General features: G+C 33.5%; 23 protein-coding genes. 15 read left to right on the forward strand and 8 right to left on the reverse strand.

Going from position 1 to position 23,511, the window contains the following annotated elements; translation table 11 throughout:
• Positions 1 to 3: 3 nt before the first annotated feature.
• Both MHI00_RS05570 and MHI00_RS05575 read right to left on the reverse strand, forming a co-directional pair.
• Positions 4 to 1,296 carry a DUF308 domain-containing protein gene (locus MHI00_RS05570; RefSeq protein WP_016356545.1) on the reverse strand — a complete coding sequence of 431 codons (1,293 nt, stop codon included), beginning with the start codon at positions 1,294 to 1,296 and terminating at the stop codon, positions 4 to 6.
• A 121-nt stretch (positions 1,297 to 1,417) separates the two neighbouring features.
• Complete coding sequence (locus MHI00_RS05575) at positions 1,418 to 2,602, reverse strand: glycosyltransferase family 4 protein (RefSeq protein WP_010051842.1); 1,185 nt, start codon at positions 2,600 to 2,602, stop codon at positions 1,418 to 1,420.
• A gap of 294 nt (positions 2,603 to 2,896) precedes the next feature.
• On the opposite strand from MHI00_RS05575, the gene MHI00_RS05580 reads away from it, so the two are divergent.
• Positions 2,897 to 3,502, forward strand: a complete 606-nt coding sequence (locus tag MHI00_RS05580; protein ID WP_010051843.1) for an SEC-C metal-binding domain-containing protein — start codon at positions 2,897 to 2,899, stop codon at positions 3,500 to 3,502.
• Positions 3,503 to 3,553: 51 nt separating this feature from the next.
• Here MHI00_RS05580 and MHI00_RS05585 read toward each other — a convergent pair whose 3' ends face one another.
• The 4 genes from MHI00_RS05585 to MHI00_RS05600 all read right to left on the reverse strand — a co-directional run bounded on the left by MHI00_RS05585 (position 3,554) and on the right by MHI00_RS05600 (position 6,266).
• A complete protein-coding gene (locus MHI00_RS05585) occupies positions 3,554 to 4,411 on the reverse strand; it encodes a DegV family protein (RefSeq protein WP_010051844.1) in 858 nt (285 codons plus the stop codon).
• A 3-nt stretch (positions 4,412 to 4,414) separates the two neighbouring features.
• The gene (locus tag MHI00_RS05590; RefSeq protein WP_010051845.1) at positions 4,415 to 4,981 is read right to left on the reverse strand and encodes a DUF1836 domain-containing protein; all 567 of its coding nucleotides are present in this window, start codon (positions 4,979 to 4,981) and stop codon (positions 4,415 to 4,417) included.
• Positions 4,982 to 5,124: 143 nt separating this feature from the next.
• On the reverse strand, positions 5,125 to 5,826 hold the full coding sequence (locus MHI00_RS05595) for an MBL fold metallo-hydrolase (protein WP_341111837.1): 702 nt from the start codon (positions 5,824 to 5,826) through the stop codon (positions 5,125 to 5,127).
• Positions 5,826 to 6,266, reverse strand: coding sequence for a MerR family transcriptional regulator (locus MHI00_RS05600; protein ID WP_317914685.1), 441 nt, complete (start codon positions 6,264 to 6,266; stop codon positions 5,826 to 5,828). The genes MHI00_RS05595 and MHI00_RS05600 overlap by 1 nt, the downstream gene beginning before the upstream one ends.
• 358 nt (positions 6,267 to 6,624) lie before the next feature.
• On the opposite strand from MHI00_RS05600, the gene MHI00_RS05605 reads away from it, so the two are divergent.
• From MHI00_RS05605 to pepF, 9 genes are all read left to right on the forward strand, one after another.
• Positions 6,625 to 8,739: a cation:proton antiporter gene (locus tag MHI00_RS05605; protein WP_010051848.1), complete on the forward strand. Its 2,115-nt coding sequence runs from the start codon at positions 6,625 to 6,627 to the stop codon at positions 8,737 to 8,739.
• Positions 8,740 to 9,122: 383 nt separating this feature from the next.
• The gene (yidD, locus tag MHI00_RS05610; protein ID WP_341111847.1) at positions 9,123 to 9,386 is read left to right on the forward strand and encodes a membrane protein insertion efficiency factor YidD; all 264 of its coding nucleotides are present in this window, start codon (positions 9,123 to 9,125) and stop codon (positions 9,384 to 9,386) included.
• Positions 9,376 to 9,705, forward strand: coding sequence for a thioredoxin family protein (locus MHI00_RS05615; RefSeq protein WP_201735285.1), 330 nt, complete (start codon positions 9,376 to 9,378; stop codon positions 9,703 to 9,705). Before yidD ends, MHI00_RS05615 begins: the two co-directional genes overlap by 11 nt.
• A gap of 165 nt (positions 9,706 to 9,870) precedes the next feature.
• Positions 9,871 to 10,140 carry an ACT domain-containing protein gene (locus MHI00_RS05620; protein ID WP_010050629.1) on the forward strand — a complete coding sequence of 90 codons (270 nt, stop codon included), beginning with the start codon at positions 9,871 to 9,873 and terminating at the stop codon, positions 10,138 to 10,140.
• Positions 10,141 to 10,164: 24 nt separating this feature from the next.
• On the forward strand, positions 10,165 to 11,520 hold the full coding sequence (locus tag MHI00_RS05625; protein WP_010050631.1) for a PFL family protein: 1,356 nt from the start codon (positions 10,165 to 10,167) through the stop codon (positions 11,518 to 11,520).
• Positions 11,521 to 11,987: 467 nt separating this feature from the next.
• On the forward strand, positions 11,988 to 12,386 hold the full coding sequence (gene spxA, locus MHI00_RS05630) for a transcriptional regulator SpxA (protein WP_010050634.1): 399 nt from the start codon (positions 11,988 to 11,990) through the stop codon (positions 12,384 to 12,386).
• Between the two features lie 244 nt (positions 12,387 to 12,630).
• Positions 12,631 to 13,299, forward strand: coding sequence for an adaptor protein MecA (locus MHI00_RS05635; protein ID WP_010050637.1), 669 nt, complete (start codon positions 12,631 to 12,633; stop codon positions 13,297 to 13,299).
• Positions 13,300 to 13,502: 203 nt separating this feature from the next.
• A complete protein-coding gene (locus tag MHI00_RS05640; RefSeq protein ID WP_341111865.1) occupies positions 13,503 to 14,669 on the forward strand; it encodes a competence protein CoiA in 1,167 nt (388 codons plus the stop codon).
• A gap of 141 nt (positions 14,670 to 14,810) precedes the next feature.
• The gene (pepF, locus tag MHI00_RS05645) at positions 14,811 to 16,628 is read left to right on the forward strand and encodes an oligoendopeptidase F (protein WP_318588801.1); all 1,818 of its coding nucleotides are present in this window, start codon (positions 14,811 to 14,813) and stop codon (positions 16,626 to 16,628) included.
• A 77-nt stretch (positions 16,629 to 16,705) separates the two neighbouring features.
• Here the strand turns inward: pepF and MHI00_RS05650 are convergent, their stop codons facing one another.
• Both MHI00_RS05650 and MHI00_RS05655 read right to left on the reverse strand, forming a co-directional pair.
• Complete coding sequence (locus tag MHI00_RS05650; RefSeq protein WP_341111869.1) at positions 16,706 to 17,398, reverse strand: DsbA family protein; 693 nt, start codon at positions 17,396 to 17,398, stop codon at positions 16,706 to 16,708.
• Positions 17,399 to 17,587: 189 nt separating this feature from the next.
• On the reverse strand, positions 17,588 to 18,169 hold the full coding sequence (locus MHI00_RS05655; RefSeq protein WP_056999621.1) for a CYTH domain-containing protein: 582 nt from the start codon (positions 18,167 to 18,169) through the stop codon (positions 17,588 to 17,590).
• A gap of 168 nt (positions 18,170 to 18,337) precedes the next feature.
• Between MHI00_RS05655 and MHI00_RS05660 the strand changes: the two genes are divergently transcribed.
• From MHI00_RS05660 to MHI00_RS05680, 5 genes are all read left to right on the forward strand, one after another.
• Positions 18,338 to 18,991 (forward strand): GTP pyrophosphokinase, encoded by a 654-nt coding sequence (locus MHI00_RS05660; protein ID WP_010050647.1) that lies wholly within the window; start codon positions 18,338 to 18,340, stop codon positions 18,989 to 18,991.
• A gap of 67 nt (positions 18,992 to 19,058) precedes the next feature.
• On the forward strand, positions 19,059 to 19,871 hold the full coding sequence (locus MHI00_RS05665; protein WP_015076977.1) for an NAD kinase: 813 nt from the start codon (positions 19,059 to 19,061) through the stop codon (positions 19,869 to 19,871).
• The gene (locus tag MHI00_RS05670; protein WP_057000706.1) at positions 19,861 to 20,763 is read left to right on the forward strand and encodes an RluA family pseudouridine synthase; all 903 of its coding nucleotides are present in this window, start codon (positions 19,861 to 19,863) and stop codon (positions 20,761 to 20,763) included. The genes MHI00_RS05665 and MHI00_RS05670 overlap by 11 nt, the downstream gene beginning before the upstream one ends.
• A gap of 28 nt (positions 20,764 to 20,791) precedes the next feature.
• A complete protein-coding gene (gene mgtE, locus MHI00_RS05675) occupies positions 20,792 to 22,165 on the forward strand; it encodes a magnesium transporter (protein WP_010050651.1) in 1,374 nt (457 codons plus the stop codon).
• A gap of 344 nt (positions 22,166 to 22,509) precedes the next feature.
• The gene (locus MHI00_RS05680) at positions 22,510 to 23,511 is read left to right on the forward strand and encodes a ComEC/Rec2 family competence protein (protein WP_056999618.1); all 1,002 of its coding nucleotides are present in this window, start codon (positions 22,510 to 22,512) and stop codon (positions 23,509 to 23,511) included.

A 23,511-nucleotide genomic window follows, 5' to 3' on the forward strand; every position in this document is an offset into this window, starting at 1 on the left:
GATTTAATTATAGACTTGATAAGTGATCACATTGCTATTTTTGCGTTTAAATTCATGATTTAAAAAATCGAGGTAAGTTCCTGGTGTTAAAATACCATTTATAGTTAATAAATCAATGCCTGATGGTCCTAGAATTGTATCAGCAAGCAAAACGCAATTTGTTGTTAAAACAAAATAATGTTTAAAAGGGCCTTTTTTAAATTTATACAGCTGGCAATGTGTTGCTTTGTAGAGACAGCTTGCATAATCAAGATATTCGTTTTCGACAATACTGTTAGGATTTTCTTTTTCCGCTAATTCTAAATGAGATTTCCAAGAATAGCAGTCTTCTTTCAGTTTTTTTATTTCTTGGCGAATGCCAGCACGCTGCTGCTCATTTAGCTGGATTCCGAAACCGAAAAGCGTTTTTTTATTATGTTCGATACAAAATGGAATGTAACTTTCTTTGTTCGTCGAGATTAAAACACCTTCGCCTCGCGTGTCAAAGAGACGATAAGAATCCTCATCATAATTTCCGTAAGAAATAATTTCACCTTCAAAACATAAATCCATATGACCGATTGATCCAAAACTTTTTTCAGTTACATGAATAAAAATTTCTAAATCAGGGACTACAGTTGCTTCTTTCTTAGAGGAAGTCATTTCATTTGTTTTTGAGGCAATTGATTCTGGTTTTAAAAGGGCATTTGTTTCTTTTAAAACAGCTCTGGGAATAAAAGCTTCAATAAAAACGGGTAAGGTAAAACGAATTTTTCGTTTTAAGCGATTCTTTGTTTCGGGTGATATGAAGGCTTGAATCGTAAAGAATAAATTAGAAATACCATAAAAAATAAAATAAAGGCCAATAATAATTAATATCTGATTAAGAGTCAACCGTGGCGAGAAAAACAAAAGAATACCAATAATTACTTGACTCAAACCACCTAAAAGCAGATTTAAACGATTAGGTAATTGGTTGTCTCTGTATGTTTGATAATTGACTAAAAGGGCTGCTCCTTTTAGTGCAATATAGCCTCCGAAAGCAACAGCCAATAAATAAAACGGGATGTCTGAAAAGAAGAAAATAGCAGCTAGTATCAAATCAAAACTAGTATTTAATAAAGTTTCTTTTCCCGATTTTTTTTTCTGAATAAATTGCGTAACATGTGATAGACCATCAAATAGTAGAATCCCCACTATGAAAAATTTAAAAGGTAAGAAAAGACTCACATTTTCTGCGATGATGATCGAACCTACTAAGAGTAAAAGTAAACCAGAAGTAAATAAATACAATTGGTTTAGACGCATGACTGACATAAATTATCCCTCACTTTATTATCTATATACTATACTTTTTTGAAGAGCGAGTGTCTTCAACTATAAAAAGAACTTCACTACTCATTGAGTAGCAAAGAAAATAAGGGCAAATTCAATTTAATTATCTATAAAATTTTACAATTTTTAACCCACGAGGTGCTTTGTATTGATATTCTGCTATAACTGTTTGATAAAATTCAAATACATGTTTTCCAAAAGCTTCAGAAGAAATATCGTAAAGCAGTTGAGTCCGTTTTTTTTCTAAATCTGCTAAATCTTTGGGTTTATCAAGTTCAGCTAAAATGGTACTAGCTAAATCTTCATCCTGAACAAATAATTTTCCGAAATCCCCATTGCCGATTAAACTTTCTGTATACTCATTTTGTTTGGCAATAATATTTGTTCCACAAGCTAAAGATTCAATATAGGTTAGTCCTTGCGATTCAGATTCAGATGCACTAACGAATAAGTCAGCCATAGCATAATAAGCAGGAACTTCTTGGCGTTTTTTTTCACCAACAAAAATGACATGATCTGTAATGTCTAAACGAGTAGCTAAGGCTTTCAATTCAGAGCATTGTGGTCCTTTTCCAACAATCACTAGTTGTAAATTTGGCTTGGCTTGAAGTAGTTCAGGCATAGCTAGTAAAAGGGCTGTAATATTTTTTTCTTGCGAAAGTCTACTTAACGAAAGTAAAACAGGTGTATCGGTCGAAATCCCTAATTCTTGCCTAATATTAACTTTTGTAGTCAAGTTGAAATCCTCTAGTACGACACCTGTTGGAATAATTTCGATTGGTCGAACGACATCGTAATCACGCAATTGTTTTAAAACACGCTCACTAGGAGCAATTAAACCATTCGTTTGATTACAAAAATATCTAGCTAAAATTTTTACATGGTAAGGCTTAACAATTTTGCCTTTAGCAATATAATGTAAGTAATCTTCATACATTGTATGGTAGGTATGAATACAAGGGATTTTTAAATGGTTAGCAACTTGTTTACCTGTTAACCCTAAGCTAAATTCTGTTTGAGTATGAATTAAGTCTAAATTTAATTCTTTTGCTTTTTTTACAGCGCTATGAGAGCCGCTAATTGCAATTCTACGATCTTTAAATGAAAAGAAAGGAATGCTAGCTAAGCGAATAATATTTTCTTCATTTTTATCTGCGTTGGGATCTGTTGTAGTGAAAATAGTGACATTGTGTCCTTGCTGTTCTAATTCATCTTTTAAGGTTTTAATTGATGTTGCTACACCACTAACTTGTGGCAAATACGTGTCGGTAAATAAACCGATATTCATTTCAAGCACTCCTTTACCTCTTTACCAGCTCGATTGAACTCTTTTTTCAAGCCTATCCAATACTAGCATTTTATGGTTATAGGTATTATACCATTTTGTATGATTACAAGTCTATTTACTACCCACTTAAATTTAAGAAAAACGATAGTCAGTTAAACATGCTAGATAAGGATTTCATTATATCTACAAGAAAAACTTAAAATGCATAAATTTATATGTTATGATAAGTATCTGTGGAAAATTTGGTGTAGTTTTAGTTCGTTAAAATTACCTATTATTAAAAGGGGTATTAAAATGAGTGAGGTTTCAAAAGAAAAATTAGAAAAAGTTATGCAACCGATACTAGATTGGCAAACAGAATTTGAGCAAACAAAAGAGTATGCTCAATTACTAGATGCAACGAAAGAAATCAGTGGTAGTATCATTTATACATTTGCAAAAGTTCAGTATACAGAATTTTCGAGAGATGCTAAAAAATGGACTGCTGGTTCATTGGAAGAGGTCTTAGTTGATTATTTCCCAGCTGAATTTATTTTAGCGGCAGATGATTTTAAACAAATTGAACAAGTTTTAGAAGCATATTTCACATTTTTGGAAATGACCAATAAAATAAAAAATGCGCCAACCTTGTTAAAAAGAGTGAAAAAGGTCGCACCAGAAATGATTGAGCGTGCTGCCAATCCAGTTAATTGGTCACCAGCTAAGAAAGCAGAGATGGAAGCTGTCATCAAAACAAGTCAACCAGAAGCTCCGACTGCTAAAGCACCTGTTAGAAGAATGACAAATAGAAGGCCTGCACCTCCTGTGAAACAACAACCCGTTCTATCTACTAAAATTGGGCGTAATCAACCTTGTCCATGTGGTAGTGGTAAGAAATATAAAAAATGTTGTGGGGCTTAATAATAAAAAATCTCGATAAAAGCAGAAAGTTGCTTTTATCGAGATTTTTATTTAGTCAAGTAATTGAATTCCGATGCCAATCAAGCCAGGTCCAGTATGAACGCCTAAAGCGGGTCCAACTGGTCCTTCAAAAATTGCTTCAGCTTGTGGGAATAATTGTTTTAATTTCGCTGTGATTTCTTTTGCTTCTTCTTTTGCGGCACCATCAACAATAGCTAAATTGAATCGTTGGTGAGAACCGATAAATTTAGTTGCTAGTTCAACAGCTTTTTCAAGATTTTTTTTGCGGCCACGAACTTTAGCAACTGTATAATAAACGCCATCTTCATTACAAGAAATAATCGGACGTAGATTAAGGGCGCTACCTAAAATAGAAGAAACTAATCCAATTCGTCCACCTTTTTGCAGATATAAAAGAGTATCTACACAAAAGAAGACCTTAGATTTAGCAACATTCGCAGTTAAAGTTGTTTTAATGGTGTTCCAATCTGCCCCAGAAGCAATTAATTGTCCTGCTTGAATACCTTGCATCCCACTGCCAATTCCAATGTTTTTAGTATCTACAACAAAAACATCTAAACCTGAATAGTCTTCAGCAATCAAACGTACAAGGTTATTTGTTCCACTTAAACCACTTGAAATGGTGACTACAACAACTTTTGTGTAGCCTTCATTTTTTATTTTATCAAAAATAGTTGTAATTTCTTGCCCATCAGGTAAAGAAGTTGTTGGAATTTCTGTGTCTAAGTGCGCATAAACTTTTTCAGCATTAATATCAACCTTATCTGTATAAACCCGATCTTTATAAATAATTTTTAAGGGAATCACAAACATTCCATATTTTTCAATCATATCATCTGGAACATCTGTACAAGAATCAACAAGTAATGCTATTTTATCTGTTGTCATTAATTATTCCTCCGCCTCTTTTTTAGTTGAAATTTTTTCTTTACCTAATGCAATTGTTTTTTCTGTAATTAATTTTGTTGCAAAAGAAAGAGTAGCTAGTTTTACTGCTAGAAAATCAATTGGTATTTGCTCCTCTAAAATTGGGATGCTTTTTGTACCCGTCACTTGGGCTGCAACCACATATAATGATTTCTCTTGTTCATCACAAAATAGATTGAAAGCTTCATTAATACCTACAACAGAAGCTTGAAATAAGATACCATCCTTGATTTCTTGGATAGTAAAAACTTGTTTTAAAATAGAAATTGCAATTAAAAAAGCAATATGTTTTCGCGTATATCTTTTTTTTACAGGTGCAGGAATTAAACCTAGTTTTACATAGTTATTAATCATCGCTGCTGTAATAATTTTTTGATCTTCGTGAATCATTAAGGGTGATAGATATTTTTCAATCATGGTTAGAACTTGATCCATATATAAATCAATATCCGGTAGGAGATTCCATCGTGGTAGTTGGAATTTCTCAAGTCCCTGACCCCATAATTCTAATTCTTTTTCCATCGTATTCAATTTAATTTTCACCTGCTTTATTAGTTATGAAAATAGTTTAACATGATTTTATACATTCTTCAACCTAGTTATCGAAATTAGATTGAATATAAAAAAATATCTAGCTTCACATGAGCAACTAGATACATTTTTTTAGAAGTAAATTAATTAAGCTTTTTTTTAGCTCGAGTCACTAAAGAAGACAACTTTTGATTTGGATCAGTAAGCCAGTCACCATGCCCGCAAGCGATTAGACTTGGTTGAAAAGTTAGTATTTTTTCAGTTGATTGAATAGCTATTTTTGGTTCCCAAGTAGCTTTTCCTGGAAAAGGGAATAGTGGACGAATATCCCCAGCAATTGCAGGACCACCTCGAGTTTGAAGTAAATCTCCGACAACTAAATATCCATGACGCTGATCAAAAATTGAAATAGATCCCAATGTATGACCAGGAGTTTCAATAATTAATAGACTGTTAATCCTATCACCATCTTCTAAAAATCCAGTTGGTTCCACAGCTAAAGGTGTTAAGTAAGGATAGTTTGAATAGGTATGAGAGTTAGATGGATTTAGTTGCTCTTGTAAAATAGACCATTCTTGTTTTCCAATTAAAATTTCTGCATCGGGAAAAGCTGCGTTGATTTTAGTAAGACTTCCAACATGATCTATATGAGCGTGAGTTAGAATGATTTTTGTTAGAGGCAAGCCTATGTTATTAATAGTGTTAAGAATCCCTTTTGCGCTGCGATTAAGCCCTGTATCAATTAAAGTTAATTCTTGGTTTTCAGCAATTAAAAAACAGTTTATCGGAAAGAGAACAGGCATATCAGTTAGTTGCCAAAAATCTTTTTTTTCAAGTGTTTTCATTAAAAGTCAATTCCTTCAGTTTGTTTAATTTGTTCGAAAATAGTTTCAATAAATTGATCTATTTCAGGTTTCTTTTGTAAGTAAGAAGCAGAATCATCACTACTAGGCAAACTAGATAAAAGCTGGACGATTTCTTGGTAGTGTTTAATAGTATCTTCAAGATATTCTATTTTTTCGCTGAGTATTTTTTTAGATGTTTGATTACATTCAGGTGTAGGAGGTTTGGAAAATAAACTTGTCATAGTTGCAATTTCAGTTAATGAAAAGTGAGCATATTTCATCACAGAAACATATTTTAATTCAGTTATTTGTTCAGGAGTATAAGAACGGTATCCGTTTGCTAAACGTTCAGGTTTGATGATACCTTTCTTCTCATAGTAGCGAAGAGCCTCTTGACTGATTCCAACCTCAGTTGCAGTTGCCTTAATCCTTTTTCCCATTATAATGCACCCCCATAAAAAGTTTGTTGAGCCGATTAGCTCTGGCAAGAAAATAGGAAATGGGAGAGATGACGCTTTTTGTTATTTTTCCCATTTATCTTTTTCTCGAAGAGTTGGCCCAAAAAAACTAGCCTTGATAAAAAGTTTATTGAGCCGATTCAGTATCGAATAACATAAGTTTAACATTAAAGTATGCTTTAGGGTCAAGTATAAAAAATAAGTTGCATTTAGTATAGTTAAATTGAGTAAAATTAGGCATTGGTAAGTTCTATTAGTTGTTGAATAAAGGAAAAATTCGTATACTAGTTTTAAGCTTTATTATTTGTTAGAAGAGCGCTAGTGAAAGGTAGTGAGGCAAATGTTTCCAGTACTCGAAGGAACACTTATTTTGATTGCTTTAGTAATTGCCTCAAATATATTGAGCCATTACTTAATTGCCATTCCAACAGCGTTGCTTCAAGTTGGTTTGGGCTTGCTTGTTGCATTGGTTTTTAATGTCAAAATTGAACTAGATACTGAGTGGTTCATGCTTTTATTTGTGGCTCCGTTGTTATATAACGATGGGCGTCATTATCCAAAAAAAGATTTATGGAAGTTACGAATTCCTATTTTAGCAAATTCTATTTTACTGGTTTTTCTCACGACGGTTATCGGTGGATTTACGATGTACTGGGTGATGAATGGAAAAATTCCACTGGCTGCAGCCTTTGCATTAGCGGCTATTCTATCTCCGACAGATCCTGTAGCGGTAAATGGGATTGCCCAACAAGTAAAGCTACCAGTAGGTGTCTTACGTCTGGTAAGGGGGGAAAGTTTAGTAAATGATGCTAGCGGATTAATTGCATTTAAGTATGCAATTGCAGCAACTGTCACAGGTTATTTTTCTTTGACAGCTGCGATTTCTGATTTTTTTTATATGGCAATAATGGGGTTGCTTATGGGAATTCTATTAGCTTGGCTGATTATTGGTTTAAAAGAATGGCTAAGTATTCAAGGGATTAAAGATGTTATTCTCCATACCCTAATTCAAATTTTGATTCCCTTCTTAATTTTTATTATTGTTGAAGAGTGGTTACATGCATCTGGAGTAATAGCTGTTGTAGCTGCTGGTGTTGTTGCGAATAATCATCGCAAAGCAAATGAAAGCCGAATGGCTGAGGTTCAAATTGTTACTGAAAGAACCTGGGATGTGATTATTTATTTATTAAATGGAATTATGTTTTTAATCTTGGGAATTGAACTCCCTTTTGCAATGGGAACAGCATTGGAAAATTCAATCAATGGAAATAACTATCAACTGTTTGGTTATGTTATTTTACTATGGTTCATTATTTTAATTATCCGAGTATTATGGACCTATAGCTATATGTGGTTTGATTATTCCTTTGGTAAATTTAAACGAGAAACAGTACCAAGTTTTAAAATCGCACTAATGTCAGGGTTAACTGGAGTACGTGGTGCTGTGACAATGGCAGGTATACTCTCAATTCCTTATCTTTTAAATACTGGTTTTGCTTTTCCAGGAAGATCCTCTATTCTCTTTATAGCTTCAGGTGTGATTGTATTTACGCTAGTTGCAGCAACTATTTCTTTGCCTTTGTTAACTAAATCGAAACGGCGATTTGAAACATCAGGTGATGATTTTGTTGATTTTTTGGAGCCGATAACGGATGGTGATGAAGTCACAGATTTTGAGGAAGCCAAAGCACGTATTCGTATTATGAATACAGCAATCAGTATTATTGAACAAGAAAGTCAGCCCCAAAATCGGATGGCTGCCTATGATTTATTACACGAGTACGACCATTTGATTAGACGGATGCAAATGGAATATAATAGTAAAGAAACGATTGTTCAATTCTTAAAGGATGAAGCAGACATTCGTATTATTGGAATCAATGCAGAAATAATGCAAACAGAAAAAATGATTATTAATCAATCTGTTTCAACTAAAACTGGACATCTGTATATTCAACAACTTAATCGTCGGAAACGCGGGTTGAGAAATTTATGGGTGGCACGCTTTAATCGATTGGTAGTCGTTGGAAAAAGAGTTTATCGTCAATTAATTAAAGAGAATTTGCCAATAAATAAAAGAGAAGTTTATAGACAAGAACATCAAGAAAAGCTAAATTTAGAAAGAGAAACAGCTAAGTTGGCTATTCGAACATTGTCTGCTCATATGAAGCAAAATCAACAAAAAGAAATTCCGATAGATAAAACCATTGCTTATCACCTGATAGTTGAATATCGAAATAAAATCGAACGAATCAAGCGTTTTGGAGAAGACTATCAAGCAGAGTACGAGGAACAACTACAAGAATTACGATTAAAAGCTTTAAATGCTGAACGTGGCGATATTCAAAAATTATATGAGAACGGGGATATATCTGTGAATTTAGCGATTCAATTACGACGTTTTGTCAATTATCGTGAAAGTTCGATTATGGAATTAGGTGATGAGGATGATTAAAATAAGCCTATTTTCACAAAAGCTCGTAAGTATCCTAAATTAAAGCTAAGTTCAAAATTAAATAGAAATTTAATAGTTAAAGCGTATAATAGAAAGAGAGAGAAAACGGTGGATTTAATTTTAAAAACTAAGGTATTGAAAAGCTAGTTCTTCGAGAAAAAGATAAATGGTAAAATAGCAAAAAGCGCCACATGAAATTTCCTTATTTTTCTGCCAGGCCTAACCGGCTCAACAAACTTTTTATCAAGGCTAGTTCTTATGAGCCAACCCTTCGGAAAAAAGATGAAATTTCGAGGTGGCAAAAAACGCCACATCAAATTTTCCTATTTTTCTGCCAGAGCTAATCGGCTCAACAAACTTTTTATTTAAAGGAGACAATTGAAATGTTAAAAAAAATATGGCTTGCACCAATTCGCTTCTATCAAAAGTTTATTTCACCGATGTTGCCTCCTAGATGCCGGTATTATCCAACTTGTTCGACTTATGCACTGACAGCAATCGAAAAGCATGGCATTATTAAAGGGACAATTATGGGAACATCACGTATATTACGTTGTCATCCGTTTATAAAAGGCGGTCTTGATTATGTACCGACAACTTTTTCACTAAAGCGCAACCCTGGTGAGGAGTGCCATCATGATCACTAATCTAACTCAAGATAATTTTCAGACAGAAATCTCAAATGGTCTAACATTAGTTGATTTTTGGGGAGAATGGTGTAGTGGTTGTCAACGTTTGTCGGCTGTTTTGACAAGTGTTGCGCCACTTTTTTCTGACGATCAAATTAAAATGGCTAAACTTAATGTCAATCAAAATAAACAAATAGCCGAAGCCTACCAAATTATGAGTATTCCAACAATGGTTTTATTTAAAAATGGAGAACCTATCGAAAAAATTACAGGCTATCTCCCACGCGAAGTTTTAATTGATTACCTAAATAATCGGACTAGTCAACCTTCAGATTAACTTCTGAAGGTTTTTTTATTCTAAGACAAAGGATGTTTAGTAAAATAAAAAACATGCTATTAACGAAAAAATTAGTTTTTTTTCATAAAACCTTAATTAAATTCTAAGGTAATGTGCTATACTAGAAAAAATAAAAACAACTAATTCTAGGAGGAATAGAAGAATATGAAAGCAGTATTAACAGTAATTGGAAAAGATAATGTTGGGATTATTGCCGGAGTGAGCAAGGAACTAGCAGCATTGACTATTAATATTTTGGATGTTTCACAAACCATTATGGAAGGAAATTTTACTATGATGATGATGTGTGATCTTAGTGAAACAACCACTGAATTTGATCAAGTTAAAGAAACTCTAAAAGCAACAGGCGATAAATTAAAAGTAAAAATTAGCATTCAACGTGAAGAACTATTTTCAACAATGCACAGTTTATAAAATTAAAAGGAGGTGGAACAGCGAATGAAAAGTGAACAAATTAGCGAAACAATTCGCATGATTGATGAAGAAAATTTAGATATCCGGACGATTACAATGGGAATTTCCTTGTTGGATTGTGCAGACTCAGATGGTGAAGTAGCTAGGGAAAAAATTTATACGAAAATTACAACTATGGCTAAGGATTTAGTTAAAGTTGGAGAGCAGATCGAATCTGAATATGGTATTCCAATCATTAATAAGCGTATTTCAGTTACACCGATTGCAATTGTTGCTGGAGCCTCTGCTGATAAAGATTATGTCGCTTTTGCTAAAACCCTTGATGCAGCGGCAAAAGCTGTCGGAGTGAATTTTATTGGTGGTTTCTCTGCATTGGTTCAAAAAGGATATACAAAGGGCGATCAAATTCTGATACAGTCAATCCCAGAAGCGCTAGCCAATACAGAAAGTGTTTGTGCATCTGTTAATGTAGGCTCAACTAGGGCTGGAATTAATATGGATGCTGTTCGTGACATGGGCGAAGTAGTTAAGAAAACAGCTGAATTGACGGCTGAAACTAGTGGTTTAGGTTGCGCTAAATTAGTTATTTTTGCCAATGCTGTTGAAGACAATCCTTTTATGGCTGGCGCATTTCATGGAGTTGGAGAAGCTGACTGTGTAATTAATGTTGGGATTAGTGGTCCAGGGGTTGTTAAACGAGCAATTGAAAAAGTTAAAGGTCAGCCCTTAGATGTTGTAGCAGAAACAGTTAAAAAAACAGCTTTCAAAATTACACGAATGGGTCAATTGGTTGGGCGAGTGGCATCTGAACGTTTAGGGATTCCATTTGGAATTGTTGATTTGTCCTTAGCTCCCACTCCAGCTATTGGAGATTCCGTTGCTTATATTTTAGAAGAGATGGGTTTGGAAATGGTCGGAACACACGGAACGACAGCAGCACTAGCTTTATTAAATGATGCCGTTAAAAAAGGTGGTGTCATGGCTTGTGAGCATGTGGGTGGTTTATCGGGTGCATTTATTCCAGTCTCTGAAGACGCGGGTATGATTGCAGCAGTCCAAGCAGGCGTACTGAATTTAGAAAAGTTAGAAGCAATGACAGCAATTTGTTCTGTTGGTTTAGATATGATTGCCGTTCCAGGTGATACTCCAGCCACAACGCTAGCTGCCATGATTGCTGATGAAGCAGCAATTGGTGTGATTAATAACAAAACAACTGCAGTTAGGGTGATACCTGCTTTTGGTACAAAAGTTGGTGATTTAGTAGAATTTGGTGGTTTATTGGGGAGAGCACCTGTTATGCCAGTTAATGCTAAATCTTCAGCCGCATTTATTGAACGTGGTGGGAGAATTCCCGCACCTATTCATTCCTTTAAAAATTAATAGGATTGAGCCAAGTAAATATATTTATGTGTACTAAAATTTATTAAACTAGTAAAACGATTGGAAATTACATTTTTCAATCGTTTTTTTTGATATAAAAATAAAATTGTTCTAGCATAATTTCTTGAAAAGTGCTAAACTAAATAAAAGAGTTACTTACTTTTAATTAGTTTTTTTGAATGACGACTTTTATTTTTAAAATAGAGTGAATGTCAAATGATAATAATTACAGTTATTCATAAAATAAGACGAAAACCATCAAATAAAGTCTTTTTTTGAAAAAAATTGTGAACAAAAGGCTTGATTTATAAATGTTTTAACAAGAAATGTCGAAAAAGTGACAGAAATATGTCGAAAAGGGTAGATATTTATTATTAGATGATTTATAATGGTAGATGTAGACAAGCAATACACATTAGCAAAAATATACTCTCGGAAACAAACCGAGACAAAGGAGCGAATAAAATATGGTCACATTATATACTTCACCAAGTTGTACTTCTTGTAGAAAAGCACGTGCATGGTTAGAGGAGCATAACATCCCTTACAAAGAGCGTAACATTTTCTCAGAACCTTTAAACATTCCTGAAATCAAAGCGATTTTGCGTATGACAGAAGATGGCACAGAAGAAATCATTTCAACCCGTTCAAAAGTATTCCAAGAACTCGAAGTTGACTTAGAAGATATGCCATTACAAGATTTATTTGATCTAGTTCAAAAAAATCCTGGTTTATTACGCAGACCAATTATGCTAGATGAAAAAAGATTGCAAGTAGGATATAACGAAGATGAAATTCGCCGTTTCTTACCAAGAGAAGTTCGTGCGTTAGAGTTACAACAAGCACAACTATTAGTTAGTTACTAACCTAAAAAATAATGTAGATACTCTTTTTGGCTAAAATGGTCAAAAAGAGTTTTTTTATTTATTAGCCAACTCCTCGGAAAAAATGAATGGTAAATTTAATCTATTTTTAATGATAAGATTGTTAATAGCTGAACTTTTGAATGAATTGTAGCATTTAGCTTTACTTTTTGCTTATTTGCTTTAAAATAGTGGTATATAGATTCTAACTAATTGTAGGTTGGAAGAAGAAATGAGGTGTAGGATCATGGAAATGGAGCATATTAATGAGAACACAATTCGTGTGTTAATTGAAAATGCTGATTTGGAAGAACGTGGCATAACTTTTCTAGATTTACTGGGAAACCATAAGCAAATAGAAAGCTTTTTTTATAGTATATTAGAGGAAGTTGATGTGGACGAACAATTCCATGAATCTGATGCAATTACTTTTCAGGTATTACCTAATGGCAATGGCTTAGAATTGTTCATAAGTAAAGGCGGCGGTTTAAATGAGCAATTTGACTTATCTGAGCTACCTGAAAATTCAACCCCAGAAGATTTTACCGAATTTGTTAAAAAGCAAATTTTGAATAGTTCAAACGAGCTAGATGAAATTGATTCTTATTTACAAGACCCAGAGTTATTGACTTCGGAAGTGATTTTAAAATTAAATCAATTTGAAGATATGATTTCACTGGCTAATATGATGTATCTTGACAATGCTGTTTCGAATCTTTATTCATATCAGGGATCATACTTTTTACAACTTGTATTTTTTGTAGAAGAGATGACAGAAACAAGTGTTGAAGATGAGATTGCTATTGCTTTGGAATTTACAGAAGAAACCCAAATCACGGCAGATGTATTAGGGGAATATGGTAAATTAATCATGGAAAAAAGTGCATTAGAATTAACAAGACATTACTTTAAATAGTATAGAAATCTTTAAAATAAGAATGGTGTTAAGCTAGTTTTTCTAGTTTAGCACCATTTTTAAATACATACTGAGAATCGGAATAAAGACTGAAATAAACTACTTAGTAGATTATTTCAGTTTTTTATCAAATAAATCAGTTTTTCAGCAAAAAAAAGCGCTTTTTACGAATACTAATAAGTGCTAAGAGAGGAGTTTTTTTTATGCTAATTGCTTTAAACAATCAAAATAAACATGTTTTAGCACATGAAGAAGGAAAAGAAAATAAAGTACATTATCTTTGTCCAGTTTGTAAGGGAAGCGTTTGTTTAAAAAAAGGAGAAATAAAACTTCCACATTTTGCTCATTTACAAAGTGAAAAGTGTCAAGTTTTTTCAGAAGGAGAAACAGAAGAACACTTAATTGGTAAAAGAGTGTTATATAACTGGTTTATTCAGCAAGGAATTCCTTGTCAATTGGAAGCGTACATTCCTTCTTTAAAACAACGTCCAGATTTGGTTATTTGGTTGTCATCAGATCAACCTTGTGCGATTGAATTTCAATGTAGTCCTTTATCTATCAAGCGTTTGAAAGAAAGAACAAAAGGATATAATAATGCAGGCTATACTGTATACTGGATTCTAGGAAACGCTTTTTTTCCTAAAAAAAGTTTTACAGCGAGTCAGCGTGCTTTTTTTAATTATCGCCAAGATTTAGGCTTTCAATTGTATTATTTAGATGTGCTAAAAAAAGAACTCCTCTGTTTGGTTCATATTATGGAAGAAGAACCAGCTAAAAAATTAAGCTATCAAATTATCTATTTTAGTTTGCTTAAACCTAAAAATTCCGTCAGTAAACTAATAGGAATTTTAAACAATTTAAAAAAAGGGCAACAATTAAATACAAATGAAAAAGGAGCACAACATTTACTTTATTGTCATTTTCATCTAAATCAGAACCGATTTTATGGCACAACTGAGATGAAAAAATTTCAACATTATTTATATGAACAAGGCGAATCCCTTGTGACTATTCCGAAAGAGATTTATTTTCCATTTTATAAAAATAGTGGAATAAAAACCAGTTCATACTATTGGCGGTACTTAATTATTGAATGGCTAGCTCTTAAAGGTGAAGGGGCTGTTTTTTTAGAATCACAGTATAAAGATTTTCTTCTTAAACTAATAAACGAACAAAAAATTGAACTTCATCAACTGGCTCAAATTTCAACTGAAACGATTATATCTATATGTAAGGCTTATCTATCTACATTGAAGACGTTTGGATTAATTGAAAAAGTAGGAAATCAGCAATGGCTTATTTTAAAAAAGCCTTATTTTTATAAAAATGAAAATGAAAAAATGACGGCTTTTAAGGAGTATCAAAATTGAGAAATATAGCAAACATTAAAGCATTCTTTAACTAATTATTTGCAGTTTTTTTATTTTATCTTAATTAAAAACAAAATTTCTTTTTTTTTAATCAATCTATGTTAAGATTAGAAAGTGATGAAAATTTAAGGAGGATTAAAAATGGCAGAAACAAAAAAATTACCTACGAGAGCAGAAGTACCTGAAGAGCTAACTTGGGATTTAGAAGTTATTTTTAAATCAGATGCTGAATTTAATCAAAGCTATCAAGAGTTGGAAGAAAAATTAACAAAAGTTGATTCGGTTAAAGGTAAAATCGGTCAAAGTTCAGAAGATTTATTAAAAGGAATCGATTATTTGTTAGATATTTCCAATCAACTTGAAACCATCTATGTCTACGCGCATTTAAAAAATGATCAAGATACGACAAATTCAGAGTATCAAGCAATGTATGATCGTGCGAATAATTTAGCAACAAAATCTAGTGAGGCAATTTCTTGGTTTGAACCAGAAGTTTTAGAAATTCCAGAAGAAACGCTTGCTAAATTTTTCGAAGAAAATAAAAAACTCGACATCTATCGTCACTTTATTGATCAAATGACAAGTTCAAGAGCTCATATTCTTTCAGCAAATGAAGAAGCACTCTTGGCTGGTGCAGGAGAAATTTTTGGAGCATCAAGTCGAACTTTTAGCGTCTTAAATAATGCAGATATTCAATTTCCTGTTATTAAGGATGAAGAAGGAAATGATATTCAATTAACCCACGGTGTATATGGACAATTAATGGAAAGTACTAATCGTGAAGTGCGTGAGGCTGCTTTTAAAAATTTGTATAAAACTTATGAGGGATTAAAAAATACGTTTGCAAGCACATTATCAGCTCATGTAAAATATCATAACTATAACGCAGATGTACATCACTATTCATCAGCAAGAGCTAAAGCTCTAGCTGCAAACCATATCCCAGAAGCTGTTTATGATACATTATTAGAGGTAGTGACAGAAAACTTACCATTGTTACATCGTTATGTAGCATTACGGAAAGAACTGCTAGATGTTGAAGAGTTGCACATGTATGATTTGTATACGCCTATAACTGGTGAAGCAACAGTTAGTTACACTTATGAAGAAGCTAAAGCAGAAACATTAAAAGCCTTGGCACCTTTAGGCGAAGAATATTTAAGTATTGTTGAAGAGGCATTTGAAAATCGATGGGTCGATGTAGTTGAAAATAGTGGGAAACGCAGTGGTGCATATTCATCAGGTGCTTATGAAACAAATCCTTATATTTTAATGAACTGGAATGATACGCTAAATCAATTGTTTACCCTAGTTCACGAGATGGGACATAGTGTTCATAGTTATTATACACGGAAAAATCAACCGTACGTTTACGGAGATTATTCAATCTTCTTAGCTGAAATTGCATCAACGACGAATGAAAACCTATTGACTGAATATTTACTTGAAACACAAACGGATCCTAAAATTAGAGCCTATGTATTAAATCATTATTTAGATGGTTTTAAAGGAACCATTTTCCGTCAAACACAATTTGCCGAATTTGAACATTTTATTCATGAAAAAGCTGCAGCAGGAATTCCTTTAACAACAGAATTTATGTCTGATTATTACGGGAAATTAAATGCTCGTTACTACGGACCTGACGTAGTTGAAGATCCTGAAATCGCGATTGAATGGACTAGAATTCCGCATTTTTACTACAATTACTATGTTTATCAATATGCAACTGGATTTTCGGCAGCATCAGCATTAGCGGCTAAAATTTTAGCTGGTGAAGAACATGCCTTAGAGCATTATTTAGACTATTTAAAATCAGGAAGTAGTAATTTCCCAATTGAAGTCATGAAAAAAGCCGGTGTTGATATGACCGAAAAGGCTTATATTACCGATGCCATGCATGTTTTTGAGGCACGTTTAAATGAATTTGAAGCTTTGATTGCAGAGTTGAAAGTATAAAAAAGATATCTTTTTGAGTAGTAACTTTGTACTAAAATAAAATCGACTGAAGACAATTGTCTTCAGTCGATTTTATTTTAAAGTACACGTAGATTTTTTTTTTGCAAAGGAGTATGTTCTGTTTGAATAAACATTTTTTTATGGTTTTCTTTTAAAGATGATTTAGGATTACATAATTTTTTTAGTAAATCAACAGAGATACAGTCTTCAACTAATAAGCCGTAATCATCGTTTTGGTTATCAAAAACAACCATAGAAGGATTACTCTCAATTTGCATTTCACGAGCAATTCGTTGATCTTCTTCATAAGAAGCCTTAGCAAAATCAGAATTTTTGTCCTCAATAAACATTTCAACATCTAAGTTTACTTTTTCAGCAACTTGAATTAACAATTTTTCTGAAAAAAGTGAATTATCTTCGATTAGTTCAGACTGCAATTGCATTAAATAAGCTCGACCTTTTTTCTTCCCTTGCATCAAAGCAGCTTTATATGCCAATGAAGCCTGGTAAGTGGACGTGCAAATTTGATTCCGAAAAGCGAGATTTTTTTCTGGAAGGTTGTGAAATTGCATATACTTAGTTACAGTTTGAAAATTATGAAATGGAATAAAGCGAAAATGAACCTTTTGTTCAAGTCCCTCAACAAAAGAAAGGACTTCTTTCTCTGAAGTGTAACATTTAGAGCCAATTGGGTTAACAAAAAGGTAAATTTCAATAATTCTTTTAAAATTTGAGTTTGAATGAGTAGTATCATTTGGTTTTGCCAACATAGTTATCTTCACCTTAGTTATATATTTTTTGTAAAAAGTAAGTTAAATTTAATGGTTAATTCTTTTGACACTCTTACTTTATCAAAAAAAGAGAAAAAAAAGTATTAAAAAGCCTTGACATTGATAAACGCTAATTATTACTTGTAACAAATTTGCCACAATTCTATTTTTATTGAGATAAATGGAGCTTTATTTCTTGAAAGTGGCGTCAATCATTCGTGCTATTTTGTTCTTAGCGGGACGAAGAGGGATCTGATGTTTTTCTAGAAAATTGTCAAAATGAATTTTTCCAATTGAATAATCAGGAACCTCAAATTCTAATTCATAATCAACTTCATTGCCATAATAACTTTTATCTAGCACGAAAAGACCTTGAGATGTTTGTCTTTCAAAGCGAGTCGTTTTTAATGTGCCTAATAAGCGAAGTCGCTCTGGGGAAATGTTTAACGATTTTAATTTAGCTCCCACAGCACCGTCTGCTTTGATTTTTCCATCAGAAATCAATTTTTCTGCTTCCATTAAAGATAGAGAATCAGTTGTTTCTAGTAAGTGATTTTCAAAAGGGGTTTTTAATGTCAACTCAGCAGAATCAGGCAATAGACGGATTCGCAAGCCAGCATGTAATTTTTTTAAATCCCAATCAGGAGTATCAAAATAACTGTTTATTTGCGTAAATAATTCATTTTCAGTGGCGTTAAAAGAGTATAAAAGTGTTTGATACTCTTTTTCAGTTAAAAGATTTTTAAATTCAATTTCAATTTCTTCACTCATTATAATAGACCCTCACTTTCTTGTTCTTCTCATCTTACCATAATTTTCTCGAATAATCGGATTTCTATCTGCATTTTCTTGGCTACGTATGTTAAAATAGTTCTGTATGCTTATTCAATGTATGAGTGAGTAATGATTTTCAAAAGATAAATAAAGAAGGTATGCATAATGATTGAAAATTGGGATGATTTTTTTGCACCATATACACAAGCTGTAGATGAACTAAAAATTAAACTTAAAGGCATCCGTAAGCAATTTAGGCAAGAAAGTCAACACAGTCCTATTGAATTTGTGACCGGTCGTGTAAAACCTAAAGATAGTATTCTAGCTAAAGCTCAATTGCGCTCGATTCCGATTAATCGAGTTGAGCAAGATATGCAAGATATTGCTGGATTAAGAATTATGTGTCAATTTGTAGATGATATTCATGCTGTTGTAGCTTTGTTGAGAAGTAGGCACGATTTTAGAATTGTCGAAGAACGTGATTACATTACAAACAATAAGGAAAGTGGATACCGTTCGTATCATATTGTTTTAGAATACCCTGTTCAATTGATTCATGGTGAGAAAAAAATTCTCATGGAAATTCAAATTAGAACGTTATCAATGAATTTTTGGGCAACGATTGAACACTCATTAAATTATAAGTATCAAGGAGAGTTTCCTGAAGATATTAATATTAGATTACAACGAGCTGCTGAAGCTGCTTTTCAGTTGGATGAAGAAATGTCAAAAATCAGAGTAGAAATTCAAGAAGCTCAACAACTTTTTTCTCATAATAAAGGCTACCAAGATCCTAAAAATAAAAAATCCTCAAGCTAAGAAAAAATTAACAGAGTAAATCTAAGTGAACGCAATGAAATTTTTATTCACAAAGGAGAGAGTGACTGTGAAAATAGCAATTATTTACAATAATAATAAAAAATCAGTTACTTTAGCTGAGGAGTTGCGCAAGCTTTGTCAAAAAAATCAGTTAGTTATTGATGAAAAAAAACCAAATGTTGTAATTACAATTGGAGGCGATGGTACGCTCTTGTCTGCTTTTCATCGCTACGCCCACTTGTTAGACGAAGTCCGATTTGTTGGCGTTCATACAGGACATTTAGGTTTTTATACAGATTGGCGCGATTATGAGTTGGAAGAGTTAGTTGCCAGTTTGGTCACTGATGAAGGTGAAAGTGTTAGTTATCCTTTATTAGATGTTGAGGTTTGCTACCAAAACCAACCTGAAAAAGCACGGTTTGTCGCATTAAACGAATCTACCTTAAAGCGGGTTGGTGGAACTATGGTTTGTGATGTCTACATTAAAGATGAGTTGTTTGAACGGTTTCGAGGAGATGGGATTTGTGTTTCAACTCCAACAGGTTCAACAGCGTATAATAAATCGGTAGGTGGGGCTGTCATTCATCCTCGACTTGAGGCGATTCAGTTGACTGAAATCGCCTCAATTAATAACCGTGTTTTTCGAACGTTAAGTTCACCTTTGATTGTCGCTCGAGATGAGTGGATTAAATTAAAACCAGCTACTGAAGAAGGCTTTATTTTAACTATTGATCAGTTAACCTCAGCAGAAAAAAATATCATTGAAATTAATTACCGCATTGCCAAAGAACGGATCCATTTTGCGCGTTATCGTCATACGCATTTTTGGAGTCGTGTGGAAGATGCATTTATTGGAGCGAAGAAAAATCATGGAGTTTAGTTGGATTTATCAAGAAACAGAGTCACATCAAGTCAAACAATTTTTAAGAACAAAAGGCGTTTCGCGAGGCTTATTGGCAAAAGTTAAATTTCAAGGTGGAAAAATTGAGGTAAATGGTCAAATTCAGAATGCTATTCACTATTTAGCTTTTGGTGATCAGGTGACGATTACTGTTCCAGATGAAAAAGGCTACGAGACAACAGTTCCTGTGGAAAATCCAATTGAAATTGTTTACGAAGATCAGCATCTTTTAATTGTTAATAAACCCGCTGGTGTTGTATCTATTCCGTCTCAATTGTATCCTGAACAAACAATGGCTAATCGTGTAAAAGGATATTATTGTCGTCAAAATTATGCGGATCAAGTAGTGCATATTGTCACTCGATTAGACCGTGACACGACTGGGTTGATGCTTTTTGCTAAGCATGGTTTTGCTCATGCACTTATGGATGTCCTTTTACGAGAAAATAAACTAACGAAACGCTACGTAGCTTTAGTTACTGGCTCTATTTCAGGTTCAGAACATCAAAAAATCGAGCTCCCAATCGGTCGTACTCCAGATTCTATTATTACTCGTATGGTCAAACCAGAAGGAAAATATGCGTTAACAGAATTCTGGATAAAAAATAGATTTCCATTAGCAACTTTAGTGGATATTCGTTTGCATACTGGGCGAACGCACCAAATTAGGGTTCATTTTGCACATTTAGGTCATCCTTTAATAGGAGATGATTTGTATGGAGGTAGTCATAATCAGTGGATTAAGCGTCAAGCTTTACATTGCCAAGAACTAGAATTTGTGCATCCTTTTACTCAAGAAAATATGCATATTAAGGCTCCTTATCCAACAGATATACGTCAGTGGTTAGATGCTGAAAAAGAACTAGTATAGCTAGCCGTGAGGGAAAGGGGATAATCAATTGAATGAAGCGCAATTAGAAATCGAAAAACAAATGGAGTTACTAAAAGAACTCTTGAATCAAGGAAATATAACTGAATTTCGAGAAGAATTTCTAGCAACCCATACCTATGAACAGGGACAATTTTATCTAGGTTTAACAAAAGAAGAGCGTCAAAAAATGTACCATTTCTTGTCTCCAAATGAGATGGGTGACATGTTTGAGATTATTGAAGAAGATGAAGAATCTGTTGAAATCTATTTAGAAGAGATGGATCTTCAATATGCAGCTGATATGTTAGGCGCGATGTACGCCGATAATGCTGTTGATATTTTAAAACAGCTAGAAAAACAACAAATAAAAGAGTATTTGGCTTTAATGGATGAAGAAAGTGCCAATGAAATTAAAGAACTTCTGCATTATAAAGATGAAACTGCTGGGGCGATTATGACGACTGAATTCGTTTCAATTGTAGCGAATCAGACGGTTCGTTCAGCCATGGCTATTTTAAAGAGCAAGGCACCCGAAGCAGAGACAATTTATTATGTATATGTTGTCGATACAGATGATACATTGGTTGGCGTTATTTCTTTACGTGATTTGATTATTAATGAAGATGATGCCTTAATTTCCGACTTAATGAGTGAACGACCTGTTTTTGTTACAGTAGATGATGATCAAAATGACGTTGCAAAAACGATTCGGGATTATGACTTTTTAGCTGTGCCCGTTGTTGACGATGGGGATCATTTATTGGGAATTATTACCGTTGATGATATTATTGATGTTATTGATGATGAGGCAACAAGTGATTATTCAGGTTTAGCCGGGGTTGATGTTGATGAAACAACTGAAAATCCTTTTATCGCTGCTTCAAAACGTTTGCCTTGGTTAATTACGCTATTATTTTTAGGTATGAGTACAGCTTCTCTAATTAGTCGCTATGAAGTGATGGTTAGTGATGCAAGTATTTTAGCCGTTTTTATTTCATTAATTACAGGAACTGCAGGAAATGCAGGGACTCAATCTTTAGCCGTTGCTGTTCGTAAATTAGCAACTAAAGAAGATGGGCAAACGAACTTTGGTAAAATGATTTTAAGTGAAATTATGACTGGTTTAGTTACAGGATTGGTTACAGGAGTAACAATCTTTTTTGTGGTAGGGATATGGAAACACAACTTTATCTTAGGTTTTGTAATTGGAATGGCGATGCTATGTGCAATTACTGTAGCAAATTTAGCCGGCAGTTTGATTCCAATTTTGATGGATCGCTTAGGCTTCGATCCGGCTGTAGCCAGCGGACCATTTATAACAACATTGAGTGATTTAACGAGTGTTTTAATTTATTTTAATATTGCGGCACTCTTTATGTCTTATTTTATTGGTACAAACTGATTGAAACTAGAGTATAAGTAGAGGGGCTGAGGCTTAGTCGCCTTGGTCTTTTTTATGTGTTGGCTAGATAAATTTTAAACATTTATTCGGCTAGTTTTTGTGAGCCAGTCCTTCAGAAAAAAGATAAATTCACCAAAAAGTAAAGAGCCACTTTTCCTGGAATTTCCTATTTTTCTGCCAGGCCTAATCGGCTCACCAAACTTTTTATTCGGCTAGTTCTTGTGAGCCAGTCCTTCGGAAAAAAGATAAATTCCCTAAAAAGTAAAGAGCCACTTTTCCTGGAATTTCCTATTTTTCTGCCAGGCCTAATCGGCTCACCAAACTTTTTATTAAGGAGTGATGATGTGGCACAAAAGAAGAGAAAGAAACGCACAAAACAAAAGCAACTAAATCAAAGATATTTAGTTATTTTTAGTGTCATGTTATTTTGTTTTTTTATTGGTAAAATGGTTGGTCAAAATGAAAACTTACTAACGGATTTAACCAAAGATATCTCAGAGCAGATTGACAGTGTATTTAATTCTAATACTCAGAAAAAAACAAAAACAGATGCTAAAATAACTCCGGAACAAACAGAAAATTTAACTTTTCGTTTTTTAGATGTTGGTCAAGGGGATGCAACATTGATTCAAAGTGAAGATGGAACGACGATTTTAATTGATACAGGTCGTTACGATGATAAAAATAAACGCATTATTGAGTATCTAAATACCTATATTGGGGTAGGTGGGAAAATTGATTTGCTGATTTTTACCCACAATGACTCAGATCATATTGGTCATGGTGATTTAGTTATGGATTATTTTGATGTGAAGGAAGTTTGGCTAAATGGACATGATTCTACTACTAAAGTATATGAAAAATTATTAGATTCTATTGCTGCTAAAGATAGTCTTTATGAAGAGCCAAAAAGTGGCGAGGTTAGAAAAATAGGTCCCTTTTCAATAGAAGTGCTGAATCCCACGGAAGAAAGTAAAAGCAATCAAAATGATGATTCAATCGTTACTAGGATTTCAACGAGTAATTTTAGTAGCATGTTTACTGGTGATGCTGCTTCACGGGTGGAAAAAGAAATGTTGGCCAAAAATATTCCTCTAGAATCAACTTTATTACATGTTGGGCATCATGGCTCAAAAGAAAGTAACAGTCCTGAATGGTTGGCTGCAGTGAATCCTAAAATTGCCATTTATTCAGCGGGAATCAATAATAGTTATCACCATCCAAGTAGTGAGACAATTGAGCGCTTAACAAGTCTGGATATTCCTTTTTATGGGACAGATAAGAGTGGTACAATTACTGTATCAGTAGCTAAGGATGGGACTTATTCAGTGAAAACAGAGGAGTGA

The organism is Carnobacterium sp. FSL E2-0243, assembly GCF_038003605.1.
Classification (GTDB): domain Bacteria; phylum Bacillota; class Bacilli; order Lactobacillales; family Carnobacteriaceae; genus Carnobacterium; species Carnobacterium maltaromaticum.